The sequence below is a fragment of the Pelagibius litoralis genome, from assembly GCF_011683915.1.
Lineage (GTDB): Bacteria > Pseudomonadota > Alphaproteobacteria > Kiloniellales > Kiloniellaceae > Pelagibius > Pelagibius litoralis.
This window is the reverse complement of record NZ_JAAQPH010000009.1, coordinates 13784-27447: the sequence shown is the minus strand read 5'-3', so window position 1 is coordinate 27447 and position 13664 is coordinate 13784. Positions and strand designations below refer to the sequence as shown.

Below are 13664 nucleotides of genomic sequence, written 5' to 3'. Positions count from 1 at the left end.
CTATCCTCATCACAGGTTCAAAAGTGTTTCAAACATCTCATCAACGGCCTGAACCACCCGGGCCGAGGCGTTGTAAGCGTTCTGGAAGATCGTCATGTTGGCCAATTCCTCGTCCATATTGACGCCGGCTTCCGAAAGGAACTTTGCCTGCAGGTCCTCAAAGAAGAAGGTTTGGAAGTTCAAGGCATCGTCGGCTGATGCCGTTGCCGATGCATTGAAGGAGAGGATAACCCCTGCGTAACCGGAAAAGGTTGTGCTGGTGGCCGAGGGGCCGTCGGCGATACTGGCGTAGCTGAAGTTTTCTCCGAAAGCACCGGCCAGCTGCTGGGCGATCTCGTTATCGCCCACGCCCAGTGTCATGGCTGGCGGGGTACCGCGCAGGCTGCCGCGCGACAGGTAAGAAGGGTCGTCGACGATAGATTGACGCACCGCGATGGTGCTGGAAATACCGACCTGGCTTCCCTGGTTGGCCAGGGCTGGGGTGCCGGTGACGAGGTTCGGCGTCACGAACATGTCGTTCAGACCGAAGAAATTCGAGAAACCAAGGTAATCTTCCTGTGCCGCATCGCCGTCGGCATCGAATTGGATCGTCGCATCGCCCATATCGGCAGCCGGCCCATTGTCCAGGATGGCCAGCCGATGACCAGGCTCCAGCTTGATTTCCATGCGGTCGTTGTTCCAGACGGCGGTGCCGTAACCCGGAGCCGTGGTGAGGTGGCCGTTGATTGCCGCGAGGATGGCATCGGGCGTCGTCGCCCCGGCGGGGATGGTCAGTGGCGGGATGACCGAGTCGCCGTTCGCATCGAGAATCGCAAAGTTGACGTCGGAGCCCAGGGTGAGCGCATCGCCCGGCGTCGTGATCACCCGGGTACCGTAGAGGGCGGCCGGATCGCCGGCCCCCGTACCCAGGCCGAAAGGTGTATTGGCGCCGCGGTTGTGGACCCGGTTCACTTCATTGCGCATCTGTGCGGCAAGCTGGTCGATCTGGTTGGTCATCGCCGGCAGGGTCTGGTCGCGCATTTGGATCAACGCTTCGAGTTTTCCACCGCGGATTTCCGTGGTCATGTCGGCGCTTGGCGGCGGCGCGGCACCGCCGTTCAGGAAGATGCCGCTGATCGTGGTCGGATAGTCCTCGTTGGCCGTCATGAAGGGTGTGGTGGTGTAGGAGAGGGTGCCATAAGAGGTGCCGGAAACCAGCGAGCGGCCGGAGGCGGTAAAAAGCCTGATCTGACCGAAAGAATCCGTAAACTCCTGCAGCTCCATGTATTCCGATATGGTTTTGACGGCGACGTCGCGGCGATCCTGAAGGTCACCTACCGGCAGTCCTTTGACGCCGTTGTTGGCAATCTGCGCGTTGAGGTCGGAGATGACCTCAAGCTCTCTGTTGATGATGTCGACGGCGGCGCTGATCTCCGCATCTGCCTGGGCGCGGAGCTTTTGAACGTCGGTGCCCATGTTGTTGAAGTACTGGGCCATTTCAACCGCCTCGTTGACCGCATCGAAGCGATGGGCGGCGACCTCCGGACTGTTGGCGACATTCTCGATCGCGACCGAAAGATCGGTGATCGAATTGCCGAGCGCGTTATTGTTGCCAAGCGATCCGAACATGGACTGCATGCGATTGTAGTAATCGGATGTGACCGTGGCGCTGCCCAGTACGGTGGTTTCGGTCATCAGATCGCGGCGCAGGAACTGGTCGATCCGGCGGATAATCTGGGCGGTGTCGACACCGACGCCCTGGCCGCTGAGTATCCGCGCCTGCTGGTCATGGATCTTGCGGGCATAGTTCGGGGTGTTGACGTTCGCCACGTTGCTGGACGTGACCTGCAACGCGGTCTGATTCACCTGAAGCCCGGAAAGGGCGTTGGAAAGGGCGATGCTGAGCGACATGTTATGCGTCCCGCTTTGGTCTGATCCGCTGGGTCACTGGTATCGGCTTAGAGCTGCTGATCGATCTGTACCGACACCGGCGGCTGAGATGTCGACTGGTTGACGCCGCCGCTCTTCGAGTAGCCGCTGTTTTCGCTCTGCTCACCCTGTACGGCGTTGACGATGGCGGTCGCGATGCGCTGATTGGCGCTGCGGGCCGCGTTGATCGCCATTTCGTTTTCGCTCATGACGGCGTGCATGCGCTCCATGACATCGGTCAGTTCATCACGCAATCGGGGGTCGATCAGCTTGGCGAAGGCGGGGTTGCTGCGCAGCGGTGCGGTCTGCTTCTCATAGCTCTGCACGAGCGACAGCTTGTGATCCTGAAGTTCGCCGAAGTCGCGCACCCGCATGGCACGCAGAAGATCGACTTCCCGGCTCATAACAGCCGTCAGGTCCTCGACCAGCTGGATGATCTGGCGCAGTTCCGCCGGGGAAGGGGGAACTGTCTGAAGATCTTGCTCGGTCATGACTGCATCTCCTGCATCTTGAGCATTTCGCGTTGAACCGTCTCGGCAATGCCGATGCCGCCGGAGCGGGCGATGGCTTTGCCGTATTCCTGAACCATCAGGGAGCGGTAGATTTCCTCGCCGGAGCCGCCGCCGAACATGCCATCTGACTTCAGTCCTTCAAAGACAGGGCCGAGCATCTCGGCGATGAACAGGGCTTCGAACTCTTCGCCCGCTTTCATCGCCGCCCGCTCTTCTGCCGTGACATCCGTGCGGTTCTTTTCCGACAGTGCCGCGCCCGATTTCAGGCCGGCGAGGATTGGATTGCCTGAGGTTTCGATCATGATCAAAGCACCTCGATCTCGGCTTGCAGAGCACCGGCGGCCTTGATTGCCTGAAGTATGGAAATCATGTCTCGCGGCCCGATCCCCAGGGCGTTCAGGCCGTTCACCAACTCCTGCAGGCTGACACCGGCGGGAACGACGGCCAGGCGGTTGTCCGCATCTTCGTCAATCTGGATATCCGTTCGGTCCACAACTTCAGTGTCGCCGGTGTTGGAAAAGGCGTTGGGCTGGCTGACCTGGGGGGTCTCGGTGATGCGGATCGTCAGGTTTCCCTGGGCGATTGCAACAGTGCTGATGCGCACGTTCTCGCCCATCACGATGATGCCAGAGGCTTCGTCGATCACGACGCGGGCCGGCTGGTCGGCGCGAATGCGCAACTGCTCGATATCGGTCATCATGGCGACGGTGTCGCCGTTGTACTTAGCCGGAACCGAGATGCGCACGGTCGCCGGATCCAGAGAGCGGGCGGCCGTCTCGCCGGTGAACTTGTTGATCGCGTCGGCAACGCGCCGCGCGGTGGTCAGGTCCGGATTGCGCAGGGACAGCTTGACCGAGCGCAATTGTTCCAGCTCGAAGCCCAGCTCGCGCTCAATGATGGCCCCATTGGCGATCCGGCCGGCTGTGGGGACGCCGCGCACGACCGTTTCGCCGTTGCCGGCGGCGCTGAATCCGGCGACGGCAATGCCGCCCTGGGCGACGGCGTAAACCTCGCCATCGGCGGCGAGCAGTGGGGTCACCAGCAGGGTGCCGCCCAGCAGGCTCTCTGAATCACCGATTGCCGAGACCTGAATGTCGATGCGCGTGCCCTGGCGGGCGAAGGGGGGCAGGTCGGCGGTCACCATCACCGCCGCCACGTTGTCGGTGTCCAGGTCGTTGTCGCGGGCATTGACACCCATGCGCTGAAGCATGCCGATCAGGCTCTCGCGGGTGAAAACCGCACTGCCGAGGTCGTCGCCGGTGCCGTTCAGGCCGACCACCAGGCCGTAGCCGACCAGCATATTGTCACGTACACCCTCAAAGTCGGCCACGTCCTTGATCCTCGACTGCCCCTGGGCCGCGGCACTGGTGGCCCCCAGCAGCAGGCACATCGCAAAGCACAGCAGCTGGACCAGCGGCAGGCGGCCGGCACCGATTCGGCGTTTGGGCTGGATGGACTGGGGCTTGTTCAAGGCAAAGGTCATCAGGTTCTTCCAACGAAAAGGTTCTGTACTCGGTGGTGTGAATGCGAAAGGCGTGCCAAGTCGGGAAAAGCGCCCGAAACGGCGGTTTCCCGCCAGATTGGTGGTACGGGGCCGGAAGGGGCTTCGTCCCAGGGGCAAAAAACGTCCTGAAGGCATAGGAAAATTCTGCCGCTTTTTCAGAGGTTTAACTGCTTGTTAACCGCGTCGGCGCAGTGTCGCCCTAGAAACACCGAGCGCAGGGCAGGGTATGAAGATCGATCGCCTTTCAGGGGCACGCACCTCCTCAAAGCGGCGCAGCGGCGCCTCTTCCGCCACGGGGGACGGCGGCTTTGCCAAGGCATTGGCTGGATCGACGTCGCAGAGCCAAGGCAGTTCAGCGGCCGCGCCGGCCCAAACGGTCAATGCGCTGCTCGCCCTGCAAGAGGTGGGCGATGCCACCGAACAGCCCAGCAAAGGCCGACAGCGGGCGGAAGATATTCTCGACCAGTTGGAAGATTTGCGACTTTCGCTTGTTCTTGGCTCGGTATCTATCGGCAAACTAGAACAGCTTGCCGATTTGCTCGCACAGCGGGAAGATGATGTCGAAGACCCTAAACTAGCTGAAATCATTAACGAAATCGAGATCCGCGCAGCCGTCGAGCTGGCCAAGAGAGGGCGCTGACCGGCATCGGCAAGCCCGGTAGGAGGCTTTCTGCCCGCTTTTGCGGCCGCGGCTACGGACGCAAGAAGATTTGATGATTTCAGAGGCTTGCCGGGGAAGGCAAATTCCATATACTCCCGGCGCGTTTTGGTACTCATCAACAGGACCAGGGATGACTGTCAAGCTGCCTAAAAACTATCGACCCAGCGAGCGCGAGGCTTTTATGAGCCCGCGTATGCGCGAGTATTTCCGCCAGAAACTCCTGCAATGGAAGGATGAGCTGCAACGCGAATCGGGAGAGACGCTGCAGCACCTGCAGGAGGTGTCGTTGCATGAACCAGATATCGCCGACCGCGCCTCCTTGGAAACCGATCGTTCGCTTGAATTGCGGACACGTGATCGTGAGCGAAAGCTGATCTCCAAGATCGATGCGGCACTGCGCCGGATCGAAGAGGATTCTTACGGCTACTGCGAAGAAACCGGTGAACCGATCTCACTGCGCCGTCTGGAAGCGAGGCCCATTGCCACGCTTTCGATCGAATCGCAGGAGCGTCACGAGCGTATGGAACGTACGCATCGCGACGACTGAGACAGCCGCCGGGCTGCAGTTACGCAGCAGAACAGAAGATCAAACAGTCAAAGGGCCGCGTCATCGACGCGGCCCTTTGCTTATGCGTTGAAGGCGGAAAGGGCGCCTTAGAACGGCCAGATGATGTCGAAGACCTGCTGGCCGTAGCGCGGCTGCTGGACATCCGAGATCTGGCCCTGGCCGCCATAGGCAATGCGGGCTTCGGCGATCTGGTCATAGCCGATGGTGTTCTGCGAGGTGATGTCCTCCGGACGAATGATTCCGGCGACCTGCAGCTCGCGTTTTTCGTAGTTCACCCGTACTTCCTGGCGGCCGGCCAGGATCAGATTGCCGTTGGGCAGAACCTGGGTGACAAGCGCCGCGACGCGCAGATTGATCGATTCGTTGCGGTTGACGCCGCCGCTGCCTTCAGAGGTTGAGGTGCTGTCGAGATCGACCAGGTTGGTTGGGTTGACCGCCTCGGGCAGTAGTTGCGCAAGGCTGGCTTCGTAGCCCAGGAAGGCGCTGGCAGAGGAATCCTCGGCGTTGGTTCTGGTCCGCGTCGTGGTGTTGTTGATCGCCGCATTGTCCTGGATCTCGATGATCACCGTCAGGATGTCGCCGACATTGCTGGCGCGCTGATCCTTCAGGAAAGCACGAGAGCCCGGCCGCCAGAGGGAGTTCGGCTGACGCTCGATCTCGACCGGTGCCGGCATCGGCAGGGACACGGCCTGCGGCCCGGCCAACGGTGCGGGGCTGTCGATCGCCGAAAGTTTGGGTTCCTCGCCGACCTCGGAGAGACGGGTCAGCATGTTGCAGGCGCTGAGGGAAAAGCCGATGAGGGCCAGCAACAGGCTGCGCTGCAGCAGGGGCAGGATCTTCGTCGGCTTTGTCAGAATATCGGATGTCATCTCTCTTGCTCTCCTCAATTGCCGCTGGCGGTCGTGAGCGGGGTTACGGTCACGTTGCCGGCGTCAATGATGACGGCGTTTACGACGCTGTTGGATTTGGTGTTCATCACCCTGATGACGTCACCCTCGGCGCCGTCTTCCATGGCCCGGCCCTTGACCGACAGTTCCATGCGATATGTCTGCAGGCGAATGGTCACCAAGCTGTTTTTCGCCACCACGACAGGGGTTTGCAGGTCTGAGGTACGGATGAGCTGCTGAGACCGGATCGGACGGCGCGGGCTCATGCCGACCAGGGCTTGCTGCTCACTGACGGTGCCGCGGGTCATGCGGTTGATCGGCATGCTGATCCACTCGATGTCGCCGGAGCGGATCACGTCGCCGGGCCTCAGGTTGCGGCGTAGTACGGGAACATCGACAAGCTTCAAGGCCCGGCCGGTCACCGAGGCCCGTGCCTGAGGCTCGCCGTGCGCCGGGGCCGTGACATGGGCGATGAAGCGGCCGCTGTTGCGGTCCACCGTGAGGCCGGTGACCGCCAGGCTCTGTTCACTGGATGTCGGCACCTGCATTGCCACGCTCGGGTTATCCAGCGCCAACTGCAACTGGCCGTCCAGTCCGCGCTCGGCCAGGGCCTGGCGGACTGCAGCCTCGATGTCCGCCGTGACGATCTTGCTGCTTGCCCGCAGCACCGTGATGCGGTCATAGCGGGATCGCGGCTGCCATGCCAGATCGTGGGCTTTGGCAACGGCGAACAGCCAACGTGCGCCGATATCGACCGTGTCGCCGAGGCGGGGCGCATGGGCGACCGGCGTTTCCGCGAGGGCAGCTTCGGCGATGCCGTCAAAAAGGTCACCAAGCCGCACGACCCGATCCTCGACGATGGCTTCGCCTCTCAGGGTGATCAAGGTCGCGACCTTCGTGTCGACATTTTCTGCATCGCCATTGATCGCGCCGCCACTGGCGGCACCGGCGCCCGGCGCTGCCGCCAGGGACGAGACGATCAGCAATGTGGAAAGGAACTTGTGCATCACAATTTCAATCCTTAGCGAAGCTGACTCACACTGCGCATCATCTCATCCGATGATTCGATGACCTTGGAGTTCATCTCGTAGGCGCGCTGTGCGGTAATCAGGTTGGTGATCTCTGAAACCACATTGACGTTCGAGGTTTCCAGAGCACCCTGAATGATCCGGCCAAAACCGGCAGACCCCGGCGTTGCCACCGATGCCTGGCCTGAGGCGTTGGTCTCCAGCAGCAGATTGTTGCCGATGGCGTCCAGGCCGGCTTCGTTGGCGAAGTTCGCCAGTTCCAGCTGCCCCACACGTTGCGGGGCTGTCTGGCCGTCGAGGTCAGCATAGACCTCTCCGCTTTCGTTGATCGTAATGGCCTGGGCGTCTTCCGGCACTGTGATCCCCGGCTGCACCACATAGCCGTCGGAGGTGACAATGTCGCCGTCGGGGCTGAGCTGAAGTGAGCCGGCGCGGGTGTAGGCGGTATCGCCGTTCGGCAGCTCGACCATCAGGAAGCCGCGGCCGTTGACCGCCAGGTCGAGGGGGTTTTCCGTCTGCAGGATATTGCCCTGGCCGGACAGGCGGTAGATCGCGGCCGACTTCACGCCGAGACCGAGCTGGATGCCGGTGGGGACGATGGTCCCCGCATCCGAGGAGGCCGAGCCGACGCGGCGTATGTTCTGGTAGAGCAGGTCCTGGAACTCCGCGCGCTGGCGCTTGTAACCCGTGGTGTTCATGTTGGCGATGTTGTTCGAGATAACCTCGACGTTCAGCTGCTGAGCCAGCATGCCGGTTGCGCCAATATTCAATGATCTCATGATTTCATCCTCACCTATGCCCGGGGCTTATCATCGGGCGGGGCTGCCCAGCGCCTGGATGGCCCGGCGCAGGCGTTCGTGTTCGTTATTGACCATGCGGCCGGTCGAGCTGTAGCTGCGCACCGTGGCGATCATCTTTGTCATCTCGATGATGCCGGCGACGTTTGAGTCCTCGACCATGCCCTGGACGACTTCCGACCCTTCGGCGGGCAGGGCGTCCTGGCCGTCCGCCTCGTAGAGGCCGTTGGCCTGTTTGATCAGGGCCTGCTCGTTCTCAAAGCGGGCCAGGCGGATTTTGCCGGCCGGGCCCTGGTCGGTGGATACCGTTCCGTCGCGGGTAATGGTCACATCGCGGCTGTTGGGCGGCAGAGTGATGGGATTGCCGCCGTCACCCAGGACCTTGTCGCCGTTCACGGTGATCAGTTCACCCTCCGCATTCAGCCGGAATGCGCCGTTACGGGTGTAGCGGGGGCCCAGCGGGGTCTCCACCTCGTAGTAGGCATCGCCGGAAATAGCCGTATCCAGCGGATTGTCGGTGGCGCTCAGGTTTCCCTCGGTCAGGTTCCTGACCAGGCCGATATCCTGAACGAAGCTCATCTTTTCCCCGGAATCGGTCTTTTCCAGGTACTCGACGAAAAGCATGCTTTCGCCCTTGTAGGCCGGGGTGTTGAGGTTCGCCATGTTGTTGGCGATCACATCCATCTCCCGCCTCAGGACCATTTGGCGCGATAGCGCTATGTAACCTGCATTCTCCATGATTTTACCTGACGCTCGTTGGGCTGTTAGCAGTTGGGCAGTTGTCGGGCTGCTTGCCCGGCCCTGTCACTGACGCAAGCGCCATGCCAGTCTGAAAAATAAGTATTTTCAGTATGTTAGGGTTGTCATGGGCCATTTCGATCCACTGTTTCATCGACATCTGGCAGGGCTTGCCGGGCAGATCTTGCCGTGACCGCTAAAAGCGCCGGAATCCGCTTCTTTCAACAAAGTCTTAACCAACCATCCGTAGGCTCTTGGCAGTCGAAAACTCAAAATAACTGAATAGGTTGACAGTGATGGCCGATCAGGCTGCAGCGACAGGCGATATAGAGATTGAAGCCACCCCGAAATCGGGGATGAATGGCAAGAAGCTCGTTCTTTTCATTATCTTACCGATATTGCTGCTGGTCGGTGGTGCCGTTGGCGCCTATCTGGCGGGGCTTCTGGACCCGCTGTTGGGCAAGAACCCGGAGCTGGTAGCCGAGGAAGAAGTCGCGCCGGTCGCCAGCAAAGCCGTGTTTTATGACCTGCCGGAGATGCTGGTCAACCTGAACTCCAGCGGCCGCAAGAACACCTACCTTAAGATCTCCATCAGCCTGGAGCTGGCGCGCGAAGAGGATCGCGCGGAGCTCGCAACGCTGCTGCCCCGCATCGTCGATAACTTCCAGGTCTACCTGCGCGAACTCCGGATCGAAGATTTGCGCGGATCGGCGGGCCTGCAGCGGTTGCGTGAAGAGTTGCTGATCCGGGTCAACACGTCAGCGCAGCCGATTCAGGTACGAGACGTCCTGTTCAAAGAGATGCTGGTTCAGTAGGGGCCGCATCGAACCACGGGCAATACTAAGGCCGATGAACGAGGAATGCTGAGCTAGATGGCCGACGATGAAGCAATGATGGCCGAGTGGGAAGCCATGGCCGACGAGGACGAGACCGACGGCGACGGCGGTGGCGACGCGTCCGAGGCGGCCGCCCCTGCCGGCTCTGCGCGTGTCCTCGATCAGAACGAGATCGACAGTCTTCTCGGCGTTGCCGGTGGTGGTGAGGACGAGGGCGACGAATCCGGTATCCAGGCGATTCTCAACTCCGCCCTGGTTTCCTATGAGCGCCTGCCGATGCTGGAGGTGGTCTTTGATCGCCTTGTCCGCATGATGTCCACCTCCTTGCGGAACTTCACCTCCGACAATGTGGAAGTCAGCCTGGACAACATCACCTCGGCGCGCTTCGGTGATCATATGAACTCAATTCCGCTGCCGGCGATGCTGTCTGTCTTCAAGGCCGAGGAGTGGGACAACTATGGCCTGATGACCGTCGACAGCGCCTTGATCTACTCGATCGTCGACGTCCTTCTGGGCGGGCGGCGCGGGACCGCGGCGATGCGGATCGAAGGGCGGCCCTATACGACCATCGAGCGCAATCTCGTCGAGCGCATGGTTCATGTCGTGCTGGCCGACCTTTCGGCCGCTTTCGACCCGCTTTCACCGGTTACATTCCGCTTCGACCGCCTGGAGACCAACCCCCGCTTCGCGACCATCGCGCGCCCGGCCAACGCGGTCATCGTGGTCACGCTGCGCGTTGATATGGAAGACCGGGGTGGACTGATCGAGCTGTTGATTCCCTATGCCACGCTGGAGCCGGTGCGCGAGCTGCTGCTGCAGATGTTCATGGGTGAGAAGTTCGGCCGGGATTCGATCTGGGAAGGCCATCTCACGGCGGAACTCTGGCAGACCGATGTCAGCATCGATGCGGTTCTCGATCAGGTGGAGATGCCGCTGGGACAGATTCTGGAGTGGGTTGAAGGCAGTCAACTTGAGTTGAACTGCAGCCCCAATTCGAAAGTTGAACTGCGCTGCGGCGACGTCTCGATGTTCAAGGGACGCATGGGCCGCCGCAACAGCCATATCGCCGTGCAGGTGGCCGACAAGATTGTGCGTGAGGGAGAATCCTAATGATCTGGTTACAGGATTACGGTCTTGTTTTCGATATCGCCATCTGCGTTTTGCTGGTGACGACCATTGGCTATGCGATGGTCCTGAACCGCAAACTGAGCGAATTACGCTCGGCACGTGGTGACATGGAAAAGATGATCACCGAGTTCACGGCCGCGACCGGCCAGGCGGAGGGCGGCCTGCAAACGCTGAAAAAGCGCAGCGTCGATGCCGGCGAAGGTCTGGCCAAGAATGTGGACGATGCCTGCCGCCTGGCTGACGAGATGGCTTTCCTGGTCAAGAAAGGCCATGAGATTGCCGACCGGCTGGAGGTCGCCGTCGCGGCTTCGCGCAAGCTGGAGCGTGAGGAGTCGCGGTCTGTCGAGAAACTTGCCAAGCAGCAGCTTCATCGCGCGCCGATGGATATCACCAAGATGGATAGAACGCAGTCCCAGAGCCAGCACGCCGCTGCATCGGAGACTGCCAAGCCGGTGAGCGGGCTCGCCAAGCTGGCCAAGAGAAAGCTCTCAGGGTCGGACAGTGAGCTGATGCGCACGCTTCAGGCGATGCGCTGAGGTGAAACCCAAGTGAGTTTTTACCAAGTGAGTTTTCACAATGCGTCTTAGGCTTCTGCCTGTTTTTATCCTGATTGCCGGCCTTGGTATGACGGCGAAGCTTGCCGGCATCTGGCAGGGCGTCGGCGGCCCCACGCTGGCTTTGGCGGCAGAGCCGGCGGATGCAGCGGCTTCGACGGGGGACGCGCCCCAGGAGCTGGCTACAGTGGCGGATACGCCCGTGCCTGCAGGACAGATCACCGACCTCTCCTCTGACCTCTTCGATCTGACCGACGAGGAGTTGGGGCTTCTCCAGGCATTGTCCCAGCGTCGCGAGGAGCTCGAACAGCGCGCCCGCGAGGTGGACGAGCGTGAGGTTCTGCTGAAGGCGGCGGAGCAGCGTATCGAGCAGAAGATCCGCGAGCTGGAAGGTCTTCAGCAGTCGATCGAGGCCCTGCTGGTTGAGCACGACGAGCAGAGCGAGACCCAGATGAAGAGCCTCGTCAAGATCTACGAGAGCATGAAGCCCAAACAGGCGGCCCGCATCTTCGAAGAGCTCGATATGGAAGTGCTGCTGGAGGTGATCGAACGCATGAAAGAGCGTAAGTCCGCGCCGATCCTGGCACAGATGAACCCGCAGCGCGCCAAGACCGTCACCCTTGAACTGGCGCAGCGGCGGGAGCTGCCGATCCCGCGGAATTAGGGCGATTCACAAGCTTTTCCAGTGCCTTTTACTGACTATTAACGCCGATTGACTAGTTTCGCTGCAGACGGATACGCGCCTTCTAGGGCTGAATTCTTTTACGGGAGTGAGTTATGTCGACAGTCGACATGGGTATGCCGATCCTGATCGTGGACGATTACAAGACCATGCTTAGGATCATTCGCAATCTGCTGAAGCAGCTTGGTTTCAACAACGTGGACGAGGCGACCGACGGTAGCGCCGCGCTGCAGAAGCTGCGTGACAAGGACTATCATCTGGTCATCTCCGACTGGAACATGGAGCCGATGAGCGGCATGCAGCTTCTGACCGAAGTGCGCGCCGATACCAAGTTGAAGGAATTGCCCTTCATCATGATCACGGCTGAAAGCAAGACCGAGAATGTGATCGCCGCCAAGGAAGCGGGTGTGAGCAACTACATCGTCAAGCCGTTCAACGCGGCGACGCTGAAGACCAAACTTTCTGCTGTTCTCGGTAATTTCTAAGCTCCCCCATCAGCGTAAGGAGCCGTATTATGGCTGTCGCGGCGGTCAAAGAGAAAATAGCAGCACAATTGAAAGTGTTGCAGAAGGCTGACGGGTCGGTCGATCCTGAAGAGCTTGTCGCGATCGTCGAGTCGATCGTGGACAGTGTTCAGGGTGACCTGTCTGCGGATGGACTGAAGGTTTATGCCGATATTGAGGCTCTGGCTCTCTATATCAATACGGCCCGCGCCGAGATTGCGGATCTGCGTCCGGACGATATCAATGATGAGCATATTCCTGCGGCGACCGATGAGCTGACAGCCATTGTCGGATCGACCGAGCAGGCGACCAACACCATCTTTGAAGCCGTTGAAAGCATCGAGGGGCTTACCGATAAGATGCCGCCGGAGGTTGCGGAGCAAATCTCCCTGGCAGTGACGTCGATCTTCGAGGCTTGCGGCTTTCAGGATATCACCGGTCAGCGGATCACCAAGGTGGTGACGGCGTTGCAGAAGGTTGAAGAGAAGGTCGATGCCCTGCTTCATGCCTTCGGCGACGACATCAAGCGCAGCGAGCGACCCAAAGAGCCGGAAAAGAAAACCACCACACCCAGCGGTGCTCCCGCGCGCCCCGACGAGGATCTGTTGAACGGGCCGCAAATGCCGGAGGCTGCGATCAGCCAGGACGACATCGACGCCCTTTTCGGGTGAACCCGGCATGGCGGGTGTGCAACACCATACCGGCCAAAGGCAGAGCAACAGCCATATCATGGCGCTGTTGAGCTTGAAGGTGCTGTTGCTTGCCTTTTTCATTCTGTTGAACGCCCTTTCGAGTTTCGAGGTCGAGCGCAGCACAGCGGTGTTGGACAGCGTTCGTGAAGCCTTCCGTGGCGTGGTTCCCGCTCAGCAAAGCGTTTCCATCGGCGCGGCCGGCCTGGGTGTCATGGATGGCTCAGACGACGTTGTCGAGGCACTTGGGCGCCTGTTCGACGAGACTTTGCCGATCGTGGAGAGCAACGACTCAGCCAACAATCGCATCCTGCAGATCGACATGCCGATCGCGGATTTCTTCGCCGACGGCAGTGCGGTGATCGATGGAGAGGCACTTGATACCCTGGCGGCCATTGCGGTGGTGCTAAGCGACAACCGCTTTGCCGGAGAGGATTACCGTGTCGACCTTCTCTATGGGCTTGCGGGGGGAAGCAGCGATAGCCAGGGTCGGCTTCTGGCCCTGCGCCGTGCCGGCGCCCTGGTAACGGCGCTCGAGCGCGAGGCGCTGCCTCCAGCGCGTCTTTCGACAGGTCTGTTGCCGTCCTTTGCCGATAGCATCCGCATTCATTTCACGCTTCCGCCGGCCCGTGACGGCGGTGCTGCCGACTCTTCAGGGGGCGAATAGGA

At 60.6% G+C, this 13664-nt stretch carries 17 protein-coding genes; 9 read left to right on the top strand and 8 right to left on the bottom strand.

Features of this window, described 5'->3' with window-relative positions; translation table 11 throughout:
* Nucleotides 1–9: 9 nt before the first annotated feature.
* Genes flgK through HBA54_RS12730 form a run of 4 tightly spaced genes read right to left on the bottom strand, consistent with a single transcriptional unit; the run spans nucleotide 10 to nucleotide 3903 of the window.
* Complete coding sequence (gene flgK, locus HBA54_RS12745) at nucleotides 10–1890, bottom strand: flagellar hook-associated protein FlgK (protein WP_167225102.1); 1881 nt, start codon at nucleotides 1888–1890, stop codon at nucleotides 10–12.
* Nucleotides 1891–1937: 47 nt separating this feature from the next.
* The gene (locus tag HBA54_RS12740) at nucleotides 1938–2399 is read right to left on the bottom strand and encodes a hypothetical protein (protein ID WP_167225100.1); all 462 of its coding nucleotides are present in this window, start codon (nucleotides 2397–2399) and stop codon (nucleotides 1938–1940) included.
* Nucleotides 2396–2722, bottom strand: coding sequence for a rod-binding protein (locus HBA54_RS12735; protein ID WP_167225098.1), 327 nt, complete (start codon nucleotides 2720–2722; stop codon nucleotides 2396–2398). Before HBA54_RS12735 ends, HBA54_RS12740 begins: the two co-directional genes overlap by 4 nt.
* 2 nt (nucleotides 2723–2724) lie before the next feature.
* Nucleotides 2725–3903 (bottom strand): flagellar basal body P-ring protein FlgI, encoded by a 1179-nt coding sequence (locus tag HBA54_RS12730; protein WP_167225096.1) that lies wholly within the window; start codon nucleotides 3901–3903, stop codon nucleotides 2725–2727.
* Nucleotides 3904–4150: 247 nt separating this feature from the next.
* On the opposite strand from HBA54_RS12730, the gene HBA54_RS12725 reads away from it, so the two are divergent.
* On the top strand, nucleotides 4151–4564 hold the full coding sequence (locus HBA54_RS12725) for a flagellar assembly protein FliX (RefSeq protein WP_167225094.1): 414 nt from the start codon (nucleotides 4151–4153) through the stop codon (nucleotides 4562–4564).
* Nucleotides 4565–4715: 151 nt separating this feature from the next.
* Nucleotides 4716–5132 carry an RNA polymerase-binding protein DksA gene (dksA, locus tag HBA54_RS12720; RefSeq protein WP_167225092.1) on the top strand — a complete coding sequence of 139 codons (417 nt, stop codon included), beginning with the start codon at nucleotides 4716–4718 and terminating at the stop codon, nucleotides 5130–5132.
* Between the two features lie 107 nt (nucleotides 5133–5239).
* On the opposite strand, the gene flgH is transcribed toward dksA, so the two are convergent.
* The 4 genes from flgH to flgF are packed head-to-tail and all read right to left on the bottom strand — an operon-like array spanning nucleotide 5240 to nucleotide 8603.
* Complete coding sequence (gene flgH, locus HBA54_RS12715; RefSeq protein ID WP_167225090.1) at nucleotides 5240–6022, bottom strand: flagellar basal body L-ring protein FlgH; 783 nt, start codon at nucleotides 6020–6022, stop codon at nucleotides 5240–5242.
* Nucleotides 6023–6036: 14 nt separating this feature from the next.
* On the bottom strand, nucleotides 6037–7047 hold the full coding sequence (gene flgA / locus HBA54_RS12710) for a flagellar basal body P-ring formation chaperone FlgA (RefSeq protein ID WP_167225088.1): 1011 nt from the start codon (nucleotides 7045–7047) through the stop codon (nucleotides 6037–6039).
* A 14-nt stretch (nucleotides 7048–7061) separates the two neighbouring features.
* The gene (gene flgG, locus HBA54_RS12705; RefSeq protein ID WP_167225086.1) at nucleotides 7062–7847 is read right to left on the bottom strand and encodes a flagellar basal-body rod protein FlgG; all 786 of its coding nucleotides are present in this window, start codon (nucleotides 7845–7847) and stop codon (nucleotides 7062–7064) included.
* Between the two features lie 30 nt (nucleotides 7848–7877).
* On the bottom strand, nucleotides 7878–8603 hold the full coding sequence (flgF, locus tag HBA54_RS12700) for a flagellar basal-body rod protein FlgF (RefSeq protein ID WP_167225084.1): 726 nt from the start codon (nucleotides 8601–8603) through the stop codon (nucleotides 7878–7880).
* 296 nt (nucleotides 8604–8899) lie between these two features.
* Here flgF and HBA54_RS12695 point away from each other — a divergent pair, with 296 nt between their 5' ends.
* From HBA54_RS12695 to HBA54_RS12665, 7 genes are all read left to right on the top strand, one after another.
* Entirely contained in the window at nucleotides 8900–9418 is a 519-nt protein-coding gene (locus tag HBA54_RS12695) for a flagellar basal body-associated FliL family protein (RefSeq protein WP_167225082.1), read from the top strand.
* Nucleotides 9419–9475: 57 nt separating this feature from the next.
* Nucleotides 9476–10549, top strand: a complete 1074-nt coding sequence (gene fliM / locus HBA54_RS12690; protein WP_167225080.1) for a flagellar motor switch protein FliM — start codon at nucleotides 9476–9478, stop codon at nucleotides 10547–10549.
* The gene (locus tag HBA54_RS12685) at nucleotides 10549–11103 is read left to right on the top strand and encodes a DUF6468 domain-containing protein (RefSeq protein WP_167225078.1); all 555 of its coding nucleotides are present in this window, start codon (nucleotides 10549–10551) and stop codon (nucleotides 11101–11103) included. Before fliM ends, HBA54_RS12685 begins: the two co-directional genes overlap by 1 nt.
* A 40-nt stretch (nucleotides 11104–11143) precedes the next feature.
* Nucleotides 11144–11785, top strand: coding sequence for a MotE family protein (locus HBA54_RS12680; RefSeq protein ID WP_167225076.1), 642 nt, complete (start codon nucleotides 11144–11146; stop codon nucleotides 11783–11785).
* Between the two features lie 113 nt (nucleotides 11786–11898).
* Nucleotides 11899–12288, top strand: coding sequence for a response regulator (locus tag HBA54_RS12675; protein WP_167225074.1), 390 nt, complete (start codon nucleotides 11899–11901; stop codon nucleotides 12286–12288).
* Nucleotides 12289–12317: 29 nt separating this feature from the next.
* The gene (locus HBA54_RS12670) at nucleotides 12318–12977 is read left to right on the top strand and encodes a protein phosphatase CheZ (protein ID WP_167225072.1); all 660 of its coding nucleotides are present in this window, start codon (nucleotides 12318–12320) and stop codon (nucleotides 12975–12977) included.
* Nucleotides 12978–12984: 7 nt separating this feature from the next.
* Nucleotides 12985–13662, top strand: coding sequence for an OmpA family protein (locus tag HBA54_RS12665; RefSeq protein WP_167225070.1), 678 nt, complete (start codon nucleotides 12985–12987; stop codon nucleotides 13660–13662).
* The last annotated feature ends 2 nt before the right edge of the window (nucleotides 13663–13664 follow it).

Bases quoted from the DNA above. Each gene is read 5' to 3' on its own strand.
- HBA54_RS12665 (WP_167225070.1), top strand. From the start codon at position 12,985: ATGGCGGGTGTGCAACACCATACCGGCCAAAGGCAGAGCAACAGCCAT.
- fliM (WP_167225080.1), top strand. From the start codon at position 9,476: ATGGCCGACGATGAAGCAATGATGGCCGAGTGGGAAGCCATGGCCGAC.
- flgH (WP_167225090.1), bottom strand. From the start codon at position 6,022: ATGACATCCGATATTCTGACAAAGCCGACGAAGATCCTGCCCCTGCTG.
- flgK (WP_167225102.1), bottom strand. From the start codon at position 1,890: ATGTCGCTCAGCATCGCCCTTTCCAACGCCCTTTCCGGGCTTCAGGTG.
- HBA54_RS12675 (WP_167225074.1), top strand. From the start codon at position 11,899: ATGTCGACAGTCGACATGGGTATGCCGATCCTGATCGTGGACGATTAC.
- dksA (WP_167225092.1), top strand. From the start codon at position 4,716: ATGACTGTCAAGCTGCCTAAAAACTATCGACCCAGCGAGCGCGAGGCT.
- flgA (WP_167225088.1), bottom strand. From the start codon at position 7,047: ATGCACAAGTTCCTTTCCACATTGCTGATCGTCTCGTCCCTGGCGGCA.
- HBA54_RS12725 (WP_167225094.1), top strand. From the start codon at position 4,151: ATGAAGATCGATCGCCTTTCAGGGGCACGCACCTCCTCAAAGCGGCGC.
- flgF (WP_167225084.1), bottom strand. From the start codon at position 8,603: ATGGAGAATGCAGGTTACATAGCGCTATCGCGCCAAATGGTCCTGAGG.
- HBA54_RS12735 (WP_167225098.1), bottom strand. From the start codon at position 2,722: ATGATCGAAACCTCAGGCAATCCAATCCTCGCCGGCCTGAAATCGGGC.
- flgG (WP_167225086.1), bottom strand. From the start codon at position 7,847: ATGAGATCATTGAATATTGGCGCAACCGGCATGCTGGCTCAGCAGCTG.
- HBA54_RS12685 (WP_167225078.1), top strand. From the start codon at position 10,549: ATGATCTGGTTACAGGATTACGGTCTTGTTTTCGATATCGCCATCTGC.
- HBA54_RS12730 (WP_167225096.1), bottom strand. From the start codon at position 3,903: ATGACCTTTGCCTTGAACAAGCCCCAGTCCATCCAGCCCAAACGCCGA.
- HBA54_RS12695 (WP_167225082.1), top strand. From the start codon at position 8,900: ATGGCCGATCAGGCTGCAGCGACAGGCGATATAGAGATTGAAGCCACC.
- HBA54_RS12670 (WP_167225072.1), top strand. From the start codon at position 12,318: ATGGCTGTCGCGGCGGTCAAAGAGAAAATAGCAGCACAATTGAAAGTG.
- HBA54_RS12680 (WP_167225076.1), top strand. From the start codon at position 11,144: ATGCGTCTTAGGCTTCTGCCTGTTTTTATCCTGATTGCCGGCCTTGGT.
- HBA54_RS12740 (WP_167225100.1), bottom strand. From the start codon at position 2,399: ATGACCGAGCAAGATCTTCAGACAGTTCCCCCTTCCCCGGCGGAACTG.